Genomic DNA, 20681 nt, shown 5'->3' with positions numbered 1-20681 from the left:
AATAATACTCAATTTTTATCGCGAAAATGATTGACTATGGGATAGCGACGATCGCGTCCAAAACTCTTGTAACTGATTTTTACACCGGGTGCAGATTGTCGTCTTTTATATTCGGCACCATAAAGAAGCTGTTCAACTTTCTCAACAGTTTCCCGTGAATGCCCACGTTTAATAATATCGCAAATACTCATGTCATTTTCTACAAGAGATTGCAATATATCATCTAAAATAGGATAAGGGGGAAGAGAATCTTCATCTTTTTGATTTTCTCGCAGCTCTGCAGAAGGCGCTTTTTCTATAATATTGGATGGAATGACAATTCCTTCTGGTCCTCTCAAATTGTGAAAGTGATTTTTATTGCGCCATTCAGCTAATGCGTAAACCTGCATTTTATAAATATCCTTAAGAGGATTAAATCCGCCATTCATATCCCCATATAGTGTTGCATATCCTACAGCCATTTCTGACTTATTGCCTGTCGTTACCACCATTGATCCGAATTTATTCGAAAGAGCCATCAAAAGTGTACCGCGTATGCGACTTTGAAGATTTTCTTCTGTTACATCAGAGGGTAAGCCAAAAAAAACAGGTGCCATTGTCTTTAAAAAAGCCTCAACAGGTTGTGCAATCGGTATGATTTCATAATGACATCCTAAAAGATCAGCACATTCTTTGGCATCTTTTAATGATTCTTGCGAAGTGAAATGATAAGGCATCATAATGGTGCGAACCCTCTCAGCACCAAGAGCATCCACCGCCATTGCCGCACACAGGGCTGAATCAATTCCTCCTGAAAGACCAAGAATAACATCCTTAAAGCCGTTTTTATTAACGTAATCTTTCAAGCCTAAAACACAAGCTTGATAATCGGCTGCTAATCCATTGAGAAGATTTTCATTAGGACCTGAAACACAGTTCCATCCCGTCGTTGTTCGTTGCCAATGGCTCAAAGCAATCTGCCTTTCAAAGTGTTTCATTTGAAACACTTTTTTGCCTTGCCCATTCAAGGCAAAAGACCCGCCATCAAAAACGAGCTCATCTTGACCACCAATTTGATTAGCATAAATAATTGGTACCCCAGATCGTAGAGCTTGCGTATGAACAACATCTATACGTTTTAAAGTTTTATTACGATAGTAGGGAGATCCGTTAAGAACAAGAATAATTTCCGCTCCTTTATCTTTAAGCTCTGTACTCAGAGAGAAATCATTCCATAGATCCTCACAAATGACTATTCCTAATTTGATTCCATGATAAACAATAGGCTCAGGACGTGGACCTGAAGAAAATAAACGCTTTTCATCAAATTCGGCATAATTAGGTAAATCAAACTTTAAGCTTTCAGCAATAACTCGCCCTTCATCAAGAAGCATGAGACCGTTATAAACATTGCCATTACGCCTTAATGGAAGACCAATGACAATTCCTGGTCCGCCTACTGTTATTTTTGCTAAATTTCCAACAGCCTCTTCACATGTTTTTGTAAAAGCAGATTTTAGAACAAGATCTTCTGGTGGATAAGCGCTTATAAAAAGCTCCGATAATAAAACAAGGTCAGCTCCCTCTTCTTTAGCCTTTTGATGTGCCATAACAGCTAGAGAAAAATTCCCCTCAATATCACCGACAATAGGATTTAATTGGGCAATTGCTACCCGAAAATCATTTTTCATAAGTCTTTTTATCACTTCATCAGTTTGGCAACCACAACTTTATTTTTAATCATCAGAAACATCGCTTTTTTTTAAATTCTCTTCTGTCATATGATCTAAAATATTAGGTAAACTTTTGCTATCCACCAGTGGCAATTGCTAACGGGTCAGTGGCACGATTTTTTTTAAGGAGTTCCGCAACAAGAAACGCCAATTCTAACGATTGATCTGCATTTAATCGTGGATCACATTGCGTATGATAACGATCAGACAAATCGTTCACAGAAATAGCATGTGCCCCACCGGTGCATTCAGTGACATCACGACCTGTCATCTCAATATGAATGCCTCCTGGATAAGTTCCCTCTCCATGATGCACAGCAAAAAAATTCTCTACTTCTTTTAAAACATAATCAAAGGGACGCGTTTTATAACCACTAACAGTAATTGTATTGCCATGCATTGGATCACATGACCATATAACCGCACGCTTCTCGCGTTCAACGGCGCGGATGAGTTTAGGTAGATAACTTTCAACCTTATCATAACCAAAGCGCGTAATAAGGGTAAGCCGACCTGGCTCGTTTTCAGGATTTAGAATATCAATTAATCTTAAAAGCTCATCAGGCTCAATGGAAGGGCCACACTTTAATCCTATAGGATTTTTGATACCACGACAATATTCAACGTGAGCATGGTCAACCTGACGTGTACGGTCTCCAATCCATAACATATGGCCAGATGTTGCATACCAATTTCCTGAAGTTGAATCAATTCGCGTCAAAGCCTCTTCATAACCAAGTAAAAGTGCTTCATGACTGGTATAAAAAGATGTTTCACGCAATGAAGAATGCGTTTTGGATGTAATCCCTATAGAACGCATAAAATCAATTGCTTCAGAAATACGCTCTGCCAATAATTCATAACGTTCCCCCTGCGGACTGTTAGAAACAAAACTCAACATCCATGTGTGAACATTTTCTAAATCAGCATAGCCACCTTGTGAAAAAGCACGCAAGAGATTAAGTGTTGCCGCAGATTGGCGATAAGCCATGGACATCCGTTGCGGATCCGGAATACGAGAATCGGCTCTAAATTCAATGCCATTAATAATATCCCCCCGATAAGCAGGAAGATCAATCCCTTCTTTACTTTCGATATCAGAAGAGCGTGGCTTTGCAAATTGACCAGCAATACGACCAATTTTAACAACAGGCTTAAAACTACCAAAGGTTAAAACAATCGCCATTTGCAAAAATACACGAAAAAAATCACGAATATTATCAGCTTCATGTTCTGCAAAGCTTTCGGCACAATCACCACCTTGCAATAAAAAAGCTTGGCCTTTCGCAACGGCTGCTAATTCATTTTTTAAATCACGTGCTTCACCGGCAAAAACTAAAGGAGGATAGCTTCTCAGTTTTCGTTCAACATTTTCTAACATAGACTTATCCGGATAAGTCGGAACTTGTTTAATTGGCCTTTCTCTCCAAGAGTCAGGCACCCATTCTTTTATCATTATACTCTCTCTAAAGACTAAACTTACAGCTTGGCATATCAAAAACTTTTCACCAAAATATATGCTGTTTAACTTTCTATTTTCTTCCCATTTTCATATATATAACTTGGTTTATACATCGTTACCAATTCTTCTGCCATCGTTGGATGCACTGCCATCGTTTCATCAAAGATATCCTTCGTTAGCTTACCCTTGAGAGATATCCCTATAAGCTGTGCCATTTCACCAGCATTTTCCCCTAAAATATGAGCGCCCACAACAATACGGCTTTCACCATCAACAATGAGTTTCATAAGCATTTTCTCTGAAATACCAGAAAGAATATTACGCATAGGACGAAAAACTGTACGATAAATTTCAAGACGCTTATAACGCTTTACCGCCTCCTCTTCTGAAAGACCAACCGTTCCAATCTCTGGTTGAGAAAAAACTGCCGTTGTAATTAAATCATAATCAGGTGTTGTGGGAATATTCTCAAGTGCTGTCTTAACAAAACACATTGCATCATGAATCGCAACGGGTGTTAATTGAATATGACCTGTTACATCACCAACAGCCCAAATATGGGGGATATTTGTTGTCATTTTCTCATCAACAACAACTGCACCAAATTCATTAACTTCTATACCTACTCTCTCAAGTCCTAAACCAGCAGTATTGGGCATCCGTCCCGTAGCTAACAGAACTTGGTCAGTGCTGATCGTTTGCCCATTTGATAAAACAATATCATAACAGTTTTCGGCAGCCTGTACTTTAGAAATTGTTATGCCATAGAGAATAGAAATCCCTTTTTCAATCATTGCATCGCTGAGCAATTGCCGCAAATCATGATCAAAATTACGAAGGATTAAATCACCGCGATGAAGGAGTATTGTTTTTACACCTAATTCATGAAAAATATTAGCAAATTCAACACCAATATACCCTCCACCAACAATCACTATTGATTTTGGGAGTTGATTAAGGTCAAAAATCTCATTAGAAGTAAGGCAAAATTCACCGCCTTCTATGGACGTATTTGGTGCAAGTTTTGCCCCTGTTGCAATCAAAATTTTTTCTGCACTTACCCGCTCACCCGTGGCAGAAAGCTCTAATGTGTGATCATCTATAAAAGTAGCACGACTTTCATAAATATGCACATTGTTATTTTCTAATCCCTTACGATACAGGCCTTCTAACCTTGATATTTCTTTATTTTTAGCTGCAACCAACTTTTCCCAGCTAAAAATTGGATCCGCATATTCCCACCCAAAATCAACACTTTTCTTAAATTCTCTTACATATTGTGATGCATAAACATAAAGTTTTTTGGGAACGCAACCACGAATAACACAAGTGCCCCCTATACGATATTCCTCTGCTATAGCTACCCGCTTTCCAAGACCTCCAGCAAGCCGTGCTGCACGCACTCCACCAGAACCACTTCCAATAACAAATAAATCAAAATCAAAAGAACCCACGAACTAATCCTTCTCATATATCTACAAACAATAGGCTAAGATCATTTATTATCAAATAAAAGTCTTTTTTCTTTTGAAGAAGCATTTTAAGCAATATTCTTAAAGGGTTTATTCTTATTAAAATATTTAAAACCGGCGGGAAAACCGCCGCTATTAAAAAAATCAGAAATTGCCCATTGTTGTCATAATATCAATCAAGCTATTTTTTATTTTCTGAAGATTCTGATTTTATAGGCATATTTGTAGGCATAGTAGAATTATTCAAATTAAGTGTTTCAGACATCTCTTTTTTCACATTTTCTACAAGATCTTGCATAAGAGCAGAACGCCATACATCAAATGCAGAATAGGAATCACGTGCAATATTGGGAACTTCTGTCAAAAACTTTTTACCGGTGTCAGAATTATAAAATGTTGTTATCGCATCAAGCTCTTTTTGAGTAAAATATTTTGCATATACATGAGCAATCTCTTTTTCTAGATCAGAGCGCCTTTTAATTAAAGCAAGCGCCTGCTTATCAACAATATCAGAAATAGCTGTTGCCAAATTCGGATCATCGCTGATCAGTTCATTTTTGAAATCATGGACTGCATTTGGTAAAAAGCTATCAAATTGATCCGTTGCATGAATAGCTCTGATTGCCTTTCGCGCTGAATCTAAATGTTGATCACTCACACCTTGTGCATGAACCATTCCAATATTCACAACAAAAATGGTAATTGCACCCCAATATGCGACAAAACGCGGAAAAGAAAATATTACTTTCATTTAATGATTACCCCGATCGCTAATTATAATTTTAATTCGTTATTCTACCTAAAATCTTTAAGACCCTTTTTTACTGTGCTAACATATCATCATGTAAATGCCTTTTCTAAAAATCAAACGGTTCTAAAACTTTTATTTGCCCATCAGCCATAGCGACAATTGCACGTGAAGCCAACCCCAAAAAAAGGCCATGCTCAACAACACCAGGAATAGCAAGAAGTGCATCCGATAATGGTTTTGGTTGCAAAATGCAGCCCCAAAATGCATCAAGAATAAAATGGCCACCATCTGTTTCAAAAGGATTTTTTCCATTCATTCGCAATATAATGTCTCCAGAAAGTCCGAAATCATCAGCAATTTTTTCGATGGCTTTGCGTGTTGTATGGATACCAAATGAATTAACTTCAATCGGTAGTGCAAAAGCACCAAGTCTTTTTACTATCTTTGTTTCATCAGCAATGACAAGCATTTCACGGGATGCCGATGCCACAATTTTTTCATATAACAATGCTCCACCTCCTCCTTTAATAAGCATCATCTGAGGACCAATTTCATCTGCTCCATCAATATCAAGATCCAATTCAGGTATTTCTTCTAAAGTGCTAACAGGAACTCCAAACTTACGACAGAGCTGTTCAGAATATCGTGAGGTAGCAACACCAGTCACACGTAGACCATCCGCAACACGCTCACCAAGAAGACGAATAAATTCATTGACTGTCGAACCAGATCCGATACCAAGCCGCATACCATCTTCAATAAATTCAAGCGCTCTAACAGCTGCCATTTTTTTTAACTGCTGAACATTCATGAATGACTTTACCTTTTATCCTCAAGCAGTACTCACTCCCCCTATTACCACCGATAATAAAAGGTAACTACCTGACTCAATCTTCTAAACTTACCGTTATTTTTTGCTTGAACAGATGTTACTCGTTATAGAAATATATGATAAGAATAAAATAGAATAATCAACAATTATCTTTTTTATTTCTTTGAGAAGATTTGTTAGCATTTTTCTCATTCAATAAAAATTTTTGATTTATCTTGTGCTATCAATAGGATGCACAAAGATGCACATAGCAATTTTTTTGAAAAAATTAAAATGATCAGATATAAAAATCATCTATTTCTAGAAAACTGTAGATTATTATTTCGTTTCAATGACATTGATAAATTTACCAATCTAAATACCGCAAAATATTATCAGAAAAGTCTTCTATTCTTTTCTGTTTTGTCATCGTCCAGATATGAAGAAAAATGCGATTTAATTATATATTTTGTTGTGCATACCGTCTATGCATATTCCATGGTCTATGAAACCCTAGAGAAGACCAAATAATATCCCCACTTTTGGTCATCATCACGCTTCCTCGTGATAACAATTGTTGAGGGGTAAATATTATTTTTGCCTTCTTGTGACATACTGGATTATGCATCGCAATTGTAAATGTCTGAATGAGAATATCTGCCTCTACGCATTGATCTGTTTCTCTCTGTAAAACGATCACTTTTAATCCATTATCCAATAAGGATGCACAGACATGACGATCACAAATAAATTGTCCATGCAATGAAGGCCCATATTTTGTTGGTTTAATCATTTCATTCACACGGAATGACTTTTTCCATATGGATGACGTTAATTTAGAAATATGGTAACGATCAATATATAATTTTTTATCATGGATAACACCCACCAGACGCATATTATCTGCGATCATCAGTTGTACAGGTGAATGCATCACACAAATACAAATACCAACCAAAATAAAAAAACTAAAAAAGAGCCTGATAGGTGTTTTGCAAAAAGTCAATCCAACCAAGCCTATACTCAGTAAGATCAACGCAGATAACGGCATAAAACCAGGATTCAAATCAGGAGAAATAGCCTTGATAGCATGTGCAATCTTTATCACAAGATCAACTCCAAACCCCATAATTTGAAGGGGAAGCCATTCAAATCCTCCTAACATTGCAAGAACTGCGATTAATCCAAAGGGAATGACAAAAATTGAGATGACAGGCAAAGCAAAAGCATTACTGATAATGCTCAAAGATGCCATATTAGAAAAATGATAAGCAGCATAAATTCCACTTGCACTCCCTGCAACAAAGGAAGAAGCACACGTTGAAAGAATCGATAAGAAAACAAAATTCATCACTCCTCCTCCAACATAAGAGGGAGTTGTTTTTCTTTTACGAAAAAATGATCTTCCACTCCACCAATCAAAAAAAGCGATCAAAGCAGCAGTCGCAGAAAAGGACATTTGAAAGCTAGGACCTAATATTTCATGGGGTGTCATCGCCAGAGTTATCAACCCTGCAATGGAAAAATTACGCATTGTTATAGCAGAGCGATTACACAATATAGCAACCAACATAACAGCAATCATCACAAAACTTCTTTGCGCTGATATTGCTAAGCCCGACAATAACAAATAAAAAGCTGTTATCATAAACGCAACGATAGCAGCAAACTTTTTACTGGAATAATAGGAAGAAAAAACTGGAAAAAATGCTAAAAAACTACGGATACTCAAAAGAACTATGCCGCTTAACAACGCCATATGTAAACCTGATATTGATAAAATATGGGCTAATCCAGCTGTACGTAATGCTTCATTTGTCTCATTTGAAATACCAGCACGCTGCCCTGTTATGAGGGCAGCTGCAACACTCCCCTTTTCTCCTTCAAGGGCTATACGGATTCTTTGTGTCATCTTCGTGCGTAAATTTTCAATTTTCTGTAGAATGATAGCGAATATCCCATCAGGCTGAGAAACGGATATTTTTCTTGGTTTTCCTAAATAAACGCCTTGTGCCCCAATTCTTTTAAAGTAATTATGAAAACTAAAATCGTAGCCTCCTGGACGCACCGGCCCAGAGAATGCACGCATCTTCACTTTTCCATGCAGTCCATCACCAATCGCTAAGCCAGATGGCAAATATTTTGCCGATAAACGAACACGATGAAGACTATGGCGTAATATGGGCTTTTCTGTACTCAAAATATCCAAAACTAAACGAAATCCTCCTTTGGCACCTGACTCAATAGAAACAATTCTTCCCGTCAATGTAGTGACAATGTCACTGCCTAACATGGGTGTTGCAATACGCCACGTTTCTATTTTTGCCGCTAAAGTACCCAATATAATACAAAACAGAAATCCCACGGGAATCCATATTTTTGGATAAAAACGTGCACCATAGAATATTCCCAGAAAAATACTGACCAATGCCCCCAATTGTCCCCAACTTGGTTCCCACTCTAAATGAAAATAGAAAATGATTCCTAGGGCAAAAAAGACTAAAATCAGCGAAAAAAGGATACCAAAAGCAACCTCTTTATTAATACAATCTTCTAACCATTTGCGAAAAAAAATGATTACTTCTTTTAAGAGTGTCAATAAAAAAAGTTTTTGTTGGTTATAGCTACCGTTCTTTGCATCATCATATCTAGAAAAAACACTCTGCCCTATCTGACATGGCTTTTTTCTTTCTGTAACAGATTTTTCGGATAAACCCTCTTTACTTTTATAAAACATCAGTCCCCCACTTTAACTCGCAATACGGCTATTGCACGCCCCATCACTTATGCTAACATAACCTTTCTATAAAGTTCCATAAGTAATATCTCAATTTAAAGGAAAATATTCGTGTCTGTTATTACCCGTTTTGCCCCTTCACCCACAGGTTTCCTTCATATTGGTGGCGCTCGTACTGCTCTTTTTAATTGGCTTTATGCAAAACATACCGGTGGAAAAATGCTTCTACGAATTGAAGATACAGACCGGGAACGTTCAACAGAAGCAGCTGTAAAAGCCATAATAGATGGCTTGCATTGGATGGGTCTTAACTATGATGGCGCCCCTATTTCGCAATTTGAACGTGCAGAACGTCACCGCCAAATCGCCGAGCAGTTGGTCAAGAATGGCAAAGCATATTATTGTTATGCTTCACCTGAAGAATTAGCTGAAATGCGTGAAAAAGCCCGTACAGAAAGGCGCCCGCCCCGTTATGATGGACGTTGGCGGGACCGTGATCGTTCTGAAGCTCCTAAAGGTGTTAAGCCTGTTATTCGCATTAAAGCCCCTCAAGAGGGAGAAACCATAGTACATGATCTTGTTCAAGGTGATGTTCGTTTTCCTAATAAAGATCTTGATGACTTTATTATTTTGCGTTCTGATGGTTCGCCTACCTATATGCATGCTGTTGTCGTTGATGATCATGATATGGGCATCACACATATCATACGTGGAGACGATCATCTTACCAATGCAGCCCGACAAATAATCATCTTTAAAGCAATGGGATGGGATATTCCTGTTATGGCACATATTCCTCTTATCCACGGTGAAAACGGCGCAAAATTATCAAAGCGGCATGGGGCGCTCGGTGTTGATGCTTACCGAACCATGGGATATCTTCCTGCTGCTTTGCGCAATTACCTTGTCCGTTTAGGGTGGAGTCACGGGGATGACGAACTTATATCACTTGAAGATATGATTTCTTGGTTTGATATTGAGGATATTAACAAAGGTGCTGCTCGTTTTGATCTCAAAAAGCTCGATTCCATTAACGGACACTATATGCGCATGAGCAATGATCAAGAACTTTTTGATGCCGCTCTTGATATTCTACCAGAAACCGATAAGGGAGCACAAACCATTGAAAGACTTGATGAAAAACGCCGTGTTCAATTTTTAAAAGCAATCCCACATTTGAAAGAACGTTCAAAAACACTATGCGAGCTGATTGATAATGCCGCCTTCATTTTTACGCAACGACCATTACAGCTTGATGAAAAAGCACAAATGCTCTTAGATAAAAATGGACGAACCATTTTAAACGCTCTTTATCTTGCCCTGAAAGCTTGCCCCTCTTGGGATACAAAAGCTTTAGATGAAACTCTTCGCTCTTATGCCCAAACAGAAAATCTTAAATTTGGATCTATCGCCCAACCACTTCGCGCAGCTCTTACAGGACGCGCAACATCGCCAGGAGTTTTAGATATTCTTATTTTATTAGGACGCGATGAATGCCTTCATCGTATCAAAGACCAACTTATCAAAAAAATATACTCATGATATGTACTGAATAGATCTCCTCAAATAGATCTCTATACAAATATTTCAACGCAATCTAAAAGAGTTTTTTATGTTATATCATTGAAATACAATTTGTATTGAGTAATAATGATCGCTAAGGAAATATTTTAGATTGCATGTACTCACTTTTAGAGGCAATCTGCCCTTAGTATAAGTAAGAAAAGCTTCAGTTATTGTATATCTCCTACTCTGATGAAGCAGAGTCTTAATTTTTAGAAGCGAAGGATCTGAAAGGAATACCGAATGTCTGAGAATAACGCACATCTTATTGTGAATGATAAAAAAGTAGAACTTCCCCTGCGTAAAGGCACAAGTGGACCTGAAGTCATCGAAATTGCTTCTCTCTACAAAAAAACCGATATTTTTACTTATGATCCTGGTTTTACTTCAACAGCTTCTTGTGAATCAAAAATTACTTATATTGATGGTGATAAAGGCATATTGCTTTATCGTGGTTATCCTATCGACCAATTGGCTGAAAAAGGAGACTTTCTGGAAAGTTGTTATCTTCTCCTTTATGGTGAACTCCCAACACAGAAAGAAAAAAACGACTTTGATCGATGTATTATGCAACATACCATGGTCCACGAGCAGTTTTCACGTTTCTTCCACGGCTTCCGTCGTGACTCTCATCCCATGGCCGTCATGGTTGCCTGCCTTGGCGCTATGTCTGCGTTCTATCACGACTCTATTGATATTACAGATCCTCACCAGAGAATGATTGCTTCTGTACGTCTTATCTCAAAAGTTCCAACGCTTGCTGCTATGGCCTATAAATACAGTATCGGACAAGCCTTTGTTTATCCACGCAATGATCTTAGTTATGCTGCAAATTTCCTCCATATGTGTTTTGCTGTTCCTTGTGAAGAATATAAAATAAATCCAGTGCTTGCCCGAGCGATGGATCAAATCTTTATCCTTCATGCAGATCATGAACAAAATGCTTCTACATCTACAGTGCGTCTTGCTGGATCCTCAGGTGCTAATCCGTTTGCCTGTATTGCAGCAGGTGTTGCATGCCTTTGGGGACCAGCACATGGTGGTGCCAATGAAGCATGTCTAAAAATGCTACAAGAAATAGGTTCTATTAAAAGAATTCCTGAATTTATTGCACGTGCAAAAGATAAAAATGATCCTTTCCGCCTTATGGGCTTTGGGCATCGTGTCTATAAAAATTATGATCCACGTGCAAAAATCATGCAAAAAACTTGTCATGAAGTTTTAAAAGAACTCAACATTCAAGATGACCCGCTTCTTGATATTGCAATAGAGCTTGAAAAAATTGCTTTAAGTGATGAATATTTTATTGAGAAAAAGCTTTATCCCAATGTTGATTTTTATTCCGGCATTACATTAAAAGCTTTAGGTTTTCCAACCGAAATGTTTACTGTTCTTTTTGCATTAGCACGCAGTGTTGGGTGGGTGGCACAATGGAAAGAAATGATTGAAGACCCTGCCCAAAAAATTGGTCGTCCTCGACAACTTTACACAGGTTATGCTATGCGTGACTATGTTCCTATAGATGAACGTGTAAATTAAAGAGATAAATCAATCAATAAAGCTTCAGTTTACTGAGGCTTTATTGAAAGTGATCAAAAAGCATCCTTTAAGGATTTTTATAAAACCTCATTTTAAAGCTCTTTCTCGCCAGAGAACATCATTATAAAAATTTACGAAAAAATTCTAAATTTTGGCTCTGTCAATAAATTGATAATACTCTTTTGAAAATTAGCTACACATTTAGTAAAAAAAATTGAAAATTTTACCCTATAATTCTCATTATTTTCAATGAAGCGTATTTTCTATGATTCCCTCATATTTAAAACCCTTATTACATATTAAAACTTAGCAATGTCAGAATTTTTCTTTCTATCTTCTTCAAATACAGTAGATTAGAATGAAAATGAAATGCACTCTTAAAATTTGCTATGCAAAATGACTCTTTCTATAAGAATAGCTATAAAGATCAACTTGTTATAATGATTATATCCTATACAGGCATTCATCTTAAACATCATCGGCTAAAATCAAACTTCTTAGAAGAAAATCTTCACAATTGTTAGAAAATAAATTTATTTTGACATTCTGCATTTCATATAAAAAGTGGAAATAATAATATTTTATCCTGTTAAGGACTAAAATTTTCTTTGTATTTAAATTAATAGTTTTTCTTTTAAAGATAATTTACTGATTTTTAAATAAAATTATTAAAATTCATTATATAAGCGATAAGAGGTTTACTTCTTTCCTGTATTTTCTATTCCCATGCTTGATAAAAATAAATTATTTTTTTGATAATAATATCCAGCATAATGAAAACAACTCAATTTTTTACATTGCTCCCAAAGAGCTTAAAGATTATAAAAATGCATAATGGTTTCATATTTGCCAGCTTATCTAATAGGAGAACATAATGAAATTATTAGTAGGAGCTCTTATAATAAGCGCAACACTGTTTACTCTAACGGCCAATTCTCAAACGCTGAAAATTGCAAGTGATGCTTCTTATCCGCCATTTAGTTATATTGACTCAAATAACGAACTTCAAGGGTTTGATATTGATATAGCTTATGCACTTTGTAAAAAAATGAATATTGAATGCACTATCGTCGTACAAGACTTCGAGGGAATGATTCCCGGACTTATTGCCAAAAAATACGATGCTATCATTTCTTCCCTTTCTCCTACAAAAGAGCGCTTACAAAAAATTGATTTTACAGATCCTTACTACAATACAGTACTCGCTGTTATTGTTAGCAAAAATTCGGGAATTAAAGAGATCTCAACACAAAGCTTTAAAGGTAAAAATCTTGGTGTACAATCAAATACAACACAGGCTTCATATTCAGAAGACCATTATGCCTCTGGAGAAGTGAATATCAAACTTTATCCTACAGCAATAGAAGTTACTCGTGACCTTTTAAGCCATCGGCTTGATATAATCATCTTTGATAAATTAAAAGCATTAAATTGGCTTGAAAATGAAGGAAAGGATTGCTGCGAGCTTCTAGGAACTTTAGAAGAAACAAAATTTCCTATTGCAATTGCACTCCGTCAAAATAATACTGATCTTAAAAATAAGTTCAATAAAGCAATAGAAGAAATCCGCGCCGATGGAACCTATGATGAAATTATGAGAAAGTATTTTGCATTCGATATCGATTAAATATCACTATGAATTAAACTTGAAGCTTTATATTTTAAGGAATATTTTCAAACTCTTTGTTGAACATGCAAGTATGATTGAAAACCCAGTATTTTTATAAGAAAAATTTATATTTATAAAAAGTTAATTTTTAATTGTTTCTCGATATTTAAACCTTTCATGGAATCTAATAATAATTGAGATTGTATTTTTATTTTATAAAAATCTAATTTTTTCTTCATGTTCAAATTGAATAGCCTTATTTTGCAAGAAAATTTCTCGATTTTTATTTATGAGATAATGCAAAGCACTCATTTTATGAAAATTAAGCCATCATACAAGCAATAAGATATTTATTTTCTTTAAATCAATAAAAAAGATAATTTTTTGATAATAATCTGCAACATAATGATCTAAAATAAACGCCGATAAATTTTTGCATTGCTCCCAAAAAGCTTACAGATTATAAAACGTGACGATTTCATATTTGCCCGCTTATCCAATAGGAGAATATCATGAAACTATTAGCTGGAGCTCTTATAATAAGCGCCGCGCTATTCGCCCAATTGGCTGATGCGAAAACATTAAAAATTGCGAGTGAAGGCACCTATCCTCCTTTTAGTTATATTGACTCAAATAACAAACTGCAGGGATTTGATATCGATATATCTTATGCACTTTGTAAAAAAATGAATGTTGAGTGTACTATTGTCACGCAAGATTTCGAGGGAATGATCCCCGGACTTATTGCAAAAAAATATGACGCTATTGTTGCTTCTCTCTCTCATACACAAGAGCGTTTACAAAAAATTGACTTTACAGATCCTTACTATGACACAGCACTGGCTGTCATTGTTACTAAAGATTCAGGAATTAAGGAACTCTCAACACAAAGCTTTAGAGGTAAAAATCTTGGTGTGCAATCCAATACAACACAAGCTTTGTATGCGGAAGATCATTATGCCTCTAAAGAGGTAAAAATCAAACTCTATCCTTCCACAATAGAAATGAATCGTGACCTCTTAAATCATCGACTTGATATGATTATTGTTGATAAATTAGAAGCGTTAAATTGGCTTAAAAATGAAGGAAAAGATTGCTGTTTCCTCCTAGGAACTCTGGAAGAAACAAAGTTTCCTGTTGCAATTGCAATCCGTCAAAATAATAATGATCTTAAAAATAAGTTCAATGAAGCAATAAAAGAAATCCGTTTGGATGGAACTTATGAGAAAATTATGAGAAAATATTTTACAAATGATGTTTATTAAATATCAATGTGATATTTAAATGCAACCTACTGTCTATTTCTAAAAAACATTATCTAACTCTTTCATGAGGAACACAAGAATGATTGAAAATTTAGCATTGCTATCATTTAGCAATGGTGGATGGGGAGCGGTTATACTTTCCAGTGCAGGAATGACATTGTCATTGGCGTTGTGCTGTGGCCTTCTAGGGCTTCCCTTAGGTCTTCTCAATGCAGTAATGATTCGATCCAATATTAAGATAGCTAAAGCTCTAGCACGTCTCTTTTCAACGGTATTTCGTGGATTACCAGAGCTTTTAACTCTGTTTTTAGTTTACTATGGATTACAAAACCTTATTCAAAATGCCTTTGACTATTTTAATCTTGAAATCATGTTCAGCATCAATGCTTTTGTTGCTGGTGTCCTTGCACTCAGTCTGGTTTTTGCAGCTTTCTCTTGTGAAGTTTGGCTTGGAGCATTTAATATTTTTGATAAAGGTCAATATGAAGCTGCCAAAGCTTTAGGCCTTTCACGATCAACCACATTTTTTCGTATTGTCTTCCCTCAGCTCATCCGAAATGCCTTACCAGGACTTTCTAATAATTGGCTTACTTTACTGAAAGATACATCCCTCGTTTCAACTATCGCGCTTGTTGACCTCATGCGACAAACGAATTTAGCTGTCGCGGCAACCAATAAACCCATGCTATTTTATCTTGTAGCATGCTTACTCTATTTATTATTTTCAGCGTTTTTTTCTACAATATTACGCTATGTGGAAACATACACTCAAATAGGCTATAAAAAGGTGCTAGGTTAATGATTCCGGAGTGGCTTTATTTCCTTTTTAATCCTGATCTTTTAAGCCGTTATGGCCCCAAATTTGTTGATGGCTTTATTGTTACTGTTGAGCTTGTTTCTATTTCTTGTTCTCTTGGTTTTTTCCTTGGTATGCTTATCGCTTTTGCGCGTTTATCAAAGAATACGTTTTTACAATATTTCGCAAATGCTTATGTCTATTTTTTTCGCGGCTCTCCTTTGTTAGCCCAACTCTTCCTTTTTTATTATGGGCTTGGTTCAATGAACAATTTTTGGCAACAGGTTGGTCTATGGTGGTTTTTTCAAAACGCGTGGTATTGTTGTCTTTTTATTTTTACACTCAATTCTGCTGCCTATCAATCTGAGATCTTTAAAGGAAGTTTTTTATCCGTAACAACTGGGCAACGTGAAGCATCAAAAGCTTTAGGTTTAAGCAACTCTGTCACATTTTTTAAAGTTATTCTTCCACAAGCAATGATTATAGCATTACGCCCTCTAGGCAATGAGTTGATTTTAATGATTAAATCCAGTGCCATTGCCTCACTTATTACTGTTTATGATTTAATGGGGATTGCTAAACTCACTTATTCACGTACATTCGATTTTCAAGTTTACGTTTGGGCAGCCCTTATCTATCTTTTTATTGTTGAACTCATTCATCGTTTTATTGTTTTTATCGAACATCGCCTCACTCGATATTTACGATAAATAAATGATCATAAAAGAACTTTACCAAATCAAAATGTTGAATTAATAAATTCATTCATCAATGAAAGAATAAAACAAGATGAATTTGAAAAATAATCAATCGATCTCTCCCAATAAAAACCCTGTGATCTCCATTCGAAACCTCAATAAATGGTACGGAAACTTTCAGGTTCTACATGATATCAACTTTGATGTTCAAACTGGTGAACATATCGTTATTTGTGGCCCATCCGGATCTGGAAAATCAACGTTAATTCGTTGTATTAATCAATTAGAACAAGCACAAAAAGGTTCGATCCGTATCCATAACGTTGATATCCATACCGCCCCTGTACAACAGCAAAAAAATGTTCTCCGTAAGATAGGAATGGTCTTTCAGAACTTTAATTTATTCCCCCACATGAGCGTTATACAAAATTGTATTTTAGCCCCTATGACAGTTCAAGGTCTTTCCAAACAACAAGCAAAAGAACGAGCAATTCATTACTTAACGCATGTCGGTATTGAAAAACACTGTGAAAAATATCCTTTACAACTCTCTGGTGGGCAACAACAGCGTGTTGCGATTGCCCGTGCACTTTGTATGGAACCTGAAGTAATGCTTTTTGACGAACCAACCTCTGCTCTTGATCCAGAAAGTGTAGGAGAAGTTTTGCAAGTAATGGCTCAATTAGCAGATACAGGAATCACAATGCTTTGTGTTACTCATGAAATGGACTTCGCACGGAAAGTCTCAGAAAGAATACTCTTTCTAGAAAACGGAAAAATTGTTGAAGATACAGCATCTGAAAAATTTTTTACCAATCCTAAAAGCCAACGTGCTTGTGAATTTCTTGCTAAAATTAAATATTAATCATTAAAATATTGCTTTATTTATACAATTTTATTCCTACTTTTTAAAAGAGTGATAATTGTTTGTGCGCCAACAACCCCCGATGGTACTTCAGTTTTCATTTTCTGTTCTACCATCTCAAAGGAATCAAGTTGTGCCTGTCGCAATAAAGGATTAGCCAAAAGTTGTTCTACCTGTCTTGCTAACATGCCAGGACGGATTAATTCATTCAAATATTCCGAAACAATAGGCTTATCAGCAATAATATTTGGAAGAGCAGCACTCCATAACATCATTTTAGGAAAAATAAATAATTTAGAAAAGAAATCAAGTTTATAGCAAAGAACCATAGGAACTTTTGCTAAGGCTAATTCAAGTGAAACAGTTCCATGTGCAGCAAGAGCAACATCTGCTTGTGCAAAAGCACGCCATTTTTCATCTTCACCAACTACAATTTCTATCTTGCTTTTCCAGCCCTGCACAAAGTCCCGGATTCTATCTACCAAATGAGGTAAGGTTGGTAAAATAATACGTAAATGAGGAATACGTTGTACAAGAATCTCTACTGTTTCTCGAAAAATAGGCATTAAAGAACGAATTTCTGAATTGCGCGATCCTGGCAAAATAACTAATGTAGGCGATAATGCTTGTGTATCGATAAAATTTCTTTGTTCTAATTGGCTTTTTTTTTCTGACTGAATTCTCAAAAGGGGAGGATATGTCAAAAGACGATGTCCAACATAAGTCGTGGCAGGGCCTCCCAAATCTTGCATAATCTTTTCTTCAAAAGGAAAAACCGCTAAAACATGATCAACAAATCCACACATAGCTTTTGCACGCTCTGGCCTCCATGCCCAAACGGTTGGTGCAATATATTTAATGATAGGAATAGAAGGCGCTAAAGCACGTACCTTTTTTGCAATACGATGCGTGAAATCAGGACTATCAATAATAATTAAACAATCAGGTTGTTCTTGTGCAATAAATTTGGATAAATTGCGAATGTGTAGCAACAACAACGGTAGTTTTTTCAACACCTCCTTTAAACCTATTAAAGCAATATCATGGGAATCAAAAAAGCTTTTTAAGCCTAATGCCTTTAAATGGCTCCCCCCAACACCAATCAAATGAATATTGCATCCTATCTGTTGTGATAAACAAGAAATTAGATCGGCCCCAAGTAAATCACCAGATTCCTCACCTGAAACCACTGCAATCTTTAAGAAACAATTATTCATGACCAAACTTCTCAAATGTCTCTATAAATAGAGAATATTTGTTGGCTTTTTCTATTGTTGTTTTCACTGATAATATTAGACTTCTATTTGCCTCCACCGCAACACCATATAAACCACTCTTTGCAATATTCATTATTGTCGCGGGACCAATTGATGGCAAATCAACGCGATTATCCTGTTGTGGTTTTGCACATTTTACAAGAACACCACCCTTAGAGGGAATTTGCCCTCTTTCTCGCATTTCACAAACACGCCACAACATATTATCAGTTCCCTCAGCGCCCTCCAAAGCAACCACCCTTCCCTGAACAACAACAACGGCTTGTCCAATATCCAATTGACCTAAAAGTTTTGCTGCTTCTGCTGCTAAAAAAATATCTTTTTTCTCTTTTGGCGTAGCACGCCGTATTGTTAAATTAAATGCTATGGGAGCTAAAAGATCTGGTACTATTTCATGGGCACCGATAACACAAAAACCATGCGCTTCAATAATCCGTATAAAAGCTTTTAATAACGCATCATCTCCCTTCCTCAAAGCTCCGATTAACTTAGGCAGAGCTAAAAATGTTGTCCAGTCCAGTCGCAATTGTTTAAGAAGTGGACGCTTTTTCACGCCACCTGCCAAAACAACATTATATACACCAGCCTCTTTTAAAATTTTAACGAGTCGTGCTAACTCTACAATTGATAGTTCGCAATGCTCATAGCGATAAAGAACAGAATCTGCCTCACCATGCAAAAGCACAAGAAAAGGATTTTCTCCATTCTTCTCAAGAGTCTGCGCAACAGTAATCGGTAGAACACCATTTCCTGCTATAACGGCAGTACGGCCGGAAAGAAAACTTCTGGCTCCCCAAATAGGCATTTTTAATCCTTATGTTCTTTTATTCTAACACCTTCAAATTTTGGTGTACAATAAAAACGCTTTCCTTCTTCTTTAATAAAATTAACAACTTCAGAAACAGACTGAGAAGAAGAATAGAAAGAAGCAACATCACTGACACGCTCTTTAAATGGTTTGCTATGATCAAAAAGCATAGCAACCGCATGACGGAGTGCATGAATATCTTGACGCTCAAGTCCTGCACGCTTCATGCCAATAATATTGAGCCCAGCAAGTTTTGCCTGCACACCAACAGCTGTTCCATAAGGTATCAGATCACCAACCAGTGCAGATACGCCGCCGATAAATGCATGATGTCCAACACGAACAAATTGATGAACAGCAGCACCACCACCAATAATCACATAATCACCAATAGTAACATGACCAGCAATCATTGCGTTATTGGCAAATGTTACATGATTGCCTACATAACAATCGTGAGCGATATGCGCATAACAAAAAAATTGGCAATTATCACCAACAACTGTCATTCCTACACTCGAATCGGAACCCCTATGCATTGTTACACCTTCACGAATCGTACAATTCTTACCAATAAAAAGAGTCGTAGCCCCTCCTTTATGTTTATTATTTTGCGGATCTGCCCCCAAAACAGCATGAGAAAATACTTTACTCTTGGCTCCTAACGTTGTCTTTCCCATTATTACAACATGACTTGTCAAACTACATTCATCACCAATAACAGCCTCTGAACTAATATGGCAAAATGGTCCAACGCGTACATTCTCACCAAGCTGCGCTCCCTTCTCCACAAGAGCAGTTGGATGGATTTTCGTACCGGACATTTTTAAATCCCCATCAAATATCGTTTATTCTTTTTCAACAATCATCGCAGCAATTTCTGCTTCAGCGACGCGGACATCTTCTACTTTTGCAACACATGAAAAACGTCTCATACCAGATCTTTTTTTCAAAAGCTGAACATGAATCTTGAGCTGATCACCAGGCATAACCGGCTTACGAAATTTCGCATTATCAACCGTCATAAGGTAAACTAAATTTGTTTGCTTATTGCCTAAATTTAAAAGTGCTATTGCTCCTGCCGTTTGTGCCATAGCTTCTAAAATCAAAACTCCAGGCATAACAGGCTTTGAGGGAAAATGTCCTGTAAAATGTGGCTCGTTAATCGTTATATTTTTAATACCAATCGCTTCTTGTTCACCATCAATATCAACGATACGATCAATTAATAAAAATGGATAACGGTGCGGTAATATTGATAATAGTTTTTCAATATCGACAGCCTCTAAGTTTTTAGTTTTTTCACTGCTGATCAT

At 36.5% G+C, this 20681-nt stretch carries 17 protein-coding genes; 7 read left to right on the top strand and 10 right to left on the bottom strand.

Features of this window, described 5'->3' with window-relative positions; translation table 11 throughout:
* Positions 1-8 precede the first annotated feature (8 nt).
* From ACFIM1_RS06445 to ACFIM1_RS06420, 6 genes are all read right to left on the bottom strand, one after another.
* Positions 9-1670, bottom strand: a complete 1662-nt coding sequence (locus tag ACFIM1_RS06445) for an NAD+ synthase (RefSeq protein ID WP_375609496.1) — start codon at positions 1668-1670, stop codon at positions 9-11.
* A gap of 118 nt (positions 1671-1788) precedes the next feature.
* Positions 1789-3168 carry a class II 3-deoxy-7-phosphoheptulonate synthase gene (locus ACFIM1_RS06440; protein WP_375609497.1) on the bottom strand — a complete coding sequence of 460 codons (1380 nt, stop codon included), beginning with the start codon at positions 3166-3168 and terminating at the stop codon, positions 1789-1791.
* 68 nt (positions 3169-3236) lie between these two features.
* Entirely contained in the window at positions 3237-4628 is a 1392-nt protein-coding gene (gene gor, locus ACFIM1_RS06435; RefSeq protein ID WP_375609498.1) for a glutathione-disulfide reductase, read from the bottom strand.
* A 199-nt stretch (positions 4629-4827) separates the two neighbouring features.
* On the bottom strand, positions 4828-5397 hold the full coding sequence (locus ACFIM1_RS06430; protein ID WP_375609499.1) for a DUF2059 domain-containing protein: 570 nt from the start codon (positions 5395-5397) through the stop codon (positions 4828-4830).
* A 106-nt stretch (positions 5398-5503) separates the two neighbouring features.
* Complete coding sequence (gene rpiA, locus ACFIM1_RS06425) at positions 5504-6208, bottom strand: ribose-5-phosphate isomerase RpiA (protein ID WP_375609500.1); 705 nt, start codon at positions 6206-6208, stop codon at positions 5504-5506.
* Between the two features lie 460 nt (positions 6209-6668).
* Positions 6669-8945: a ComEC/Rec2 family competence protein gene (locus tag ACFIM1_RS06420; RefSeq protein ID WP_375609501.1), complete on the bottom strand. Its 2277-nt coding sequence runs from the start codon at positions 8943-8945 to the stop codon at positions 6669-6671.
* A gap of 111 nt (positions 8946-9056) precedes the next feature.
* Between ACFIM1_RS06420 and gltX the strand changes: the two genes are divergently transcribed.
* The 7 genes from gltX to ACFIM1_RS06385 all read left to right on the top strand — a co-directional run bounded on the left by gltX (position 9057) and on the right by ACFIM1_RS06385 (position 17280).
* On the top strand, positions 9057-10487 hold the full coding sequence (gene gltX / locus ACFIM1_RS06415) for a glutamate--tRNA ligase (protein WP_375608546.1): 1431 nt from the start codon (positions 9057-9059) through the stop codon (positions 10485-10487).
* A gap of 264 nt (positions 10488-10751) precedes the next feature.
* A complete protein-coding gene (gltA, locus tag ACFIM1_RS06410) occupies positions 10752-12047 on the top strand; it encodes a citrate synthase (protein WP_375609502.1) in 1296 nt (431 codons plus the stop codon).
* A gap of 874 nt (positions 12048-12921) precedes the next feature.
* On the top strand, positions 12922-13674 hold the full coding sequence (locus ACFIM1_RS06405) for a transporter substrate-binding domain-containing protein (protein ID WP_375609503.1): 753 nt from the start codon (positions 12922-12924) through the stop codon (positions 13672-13674).
* Positions 13675-14168: 494 nt separating this feature from the next.
* Complete coding sequence (locus ACFIM1_RS06400; protein ID WP_375608543.1) at positions 14169-14921, top strand: transporter substrate-binding domain-containing protein; 753 nt, start codon at positions 14169-14171, stop codon at positions 14919-14921.
* A 79-nt stretch (positions 14922-15000) separates the two neighbouring features.
* Entirely contained in the window at positions 15001-15720 is a 720-nt protein-coding gene (locus tag ACFIM1_RS06395; protein WP_375607204.1) for an ABC transporter permease, read from the top strand.
* A complete protein-coding gene (locus ACFIM1_RS06390) occupies positions 15720-16427 on the top strand; it encodes an ABC transporter permease (RefSeq protein ID WP_375607205.1) in 708 nt (235 codons plus the stop codon). Before ACFIM1_RS06395 ends, ACFIM1_RS06390 begins: the two co-directional genes overlap by 1 nt.
* 79 nt (positions 16428-16506) lie before the next feature.
* Entirely contained in the window at positions 16507-17280 is a 774-nt protein-coding gene (locus tag ACFIM1_RS06385; protein WP_375607206.1) for an amino acid ABC transporter ATP-binding protein, read from the top strand.
* A gap of 20 nt (positions 17281-17300) precedes the next feature.
* Here the strand turns inward: ACFIM1_RS06385 and lpxB are convergent, their stop codons facing one another.
* Genes lpxB through fabZ form a run of 4 tightly spaced genes read right to left on the bottom strand, consistent with a single transcriptional unit; the run spans position 17301 to position 20681 of the window.
* On the bottom strand, positions 17301-18497 hold the full coding sequence (gene lpxB, locus ACFIM1_RS06380) for a lipid-A-disaccharide synthase (RefSeq protein WP_375609504.1): 1197 nt from the start codon (positions 18495-18497) through the stop codon (positions 17301-17303).
* On the bottom strand, positions 18490-19362 hold the full coding sequence (locus tag ACFIM1_RS06375; protein WP_375609505.1) for an LpxI family protein: 873 nt from the start codon (positions 19360-19362) through the stop codon (positions 18490-18492). The genes lpxB and ACFIM1_RS06375 overlap by 8 nt, the downstream gene beginning before the upstream one ends.
* Positions 19363-19364: 2 nt before the next feature.
* Positions 19365-20189, bottom strand: coding sequence for an acyl-ACP--UDP-N-acetylglucosamine O-acyltransferase (lpxA, locus tag ACFIM1_RS06370; RefSeq protein WP_375609506.1), 825 nt, complete (start codon positions 20187-20189; stop codon positions 19365-19367).
* A 24-nt stretch (positions 20190-20213) separates the two neighbouring features.
* Positions 20214-20681 (bottom strand): 3-hydroxyacyl-ACP dehydratase FabZ, encoded by a 468-nt coding sequence (fabZ, locus tag ACFIM1_RS06365; protein ID WP_375607210.1) that lies wholly within the window; start codon positions 20679-20681, stop codon positions 20214-20216.

The sequence above is a fragment of the Bartonella sp. AC158YNML genome, assembly GCF_042196725.1.
Taxonomy (GTDB): Bacteria; Pseudomonadota; Alphaproteobacteria; order Rhizobiales; family Rhizobiaceae; genus Bartonella.
Note: the sequence above shows the minus strand (reverse complement) of the source record. Positions and strands in the feature narration are given on the sequence as shown.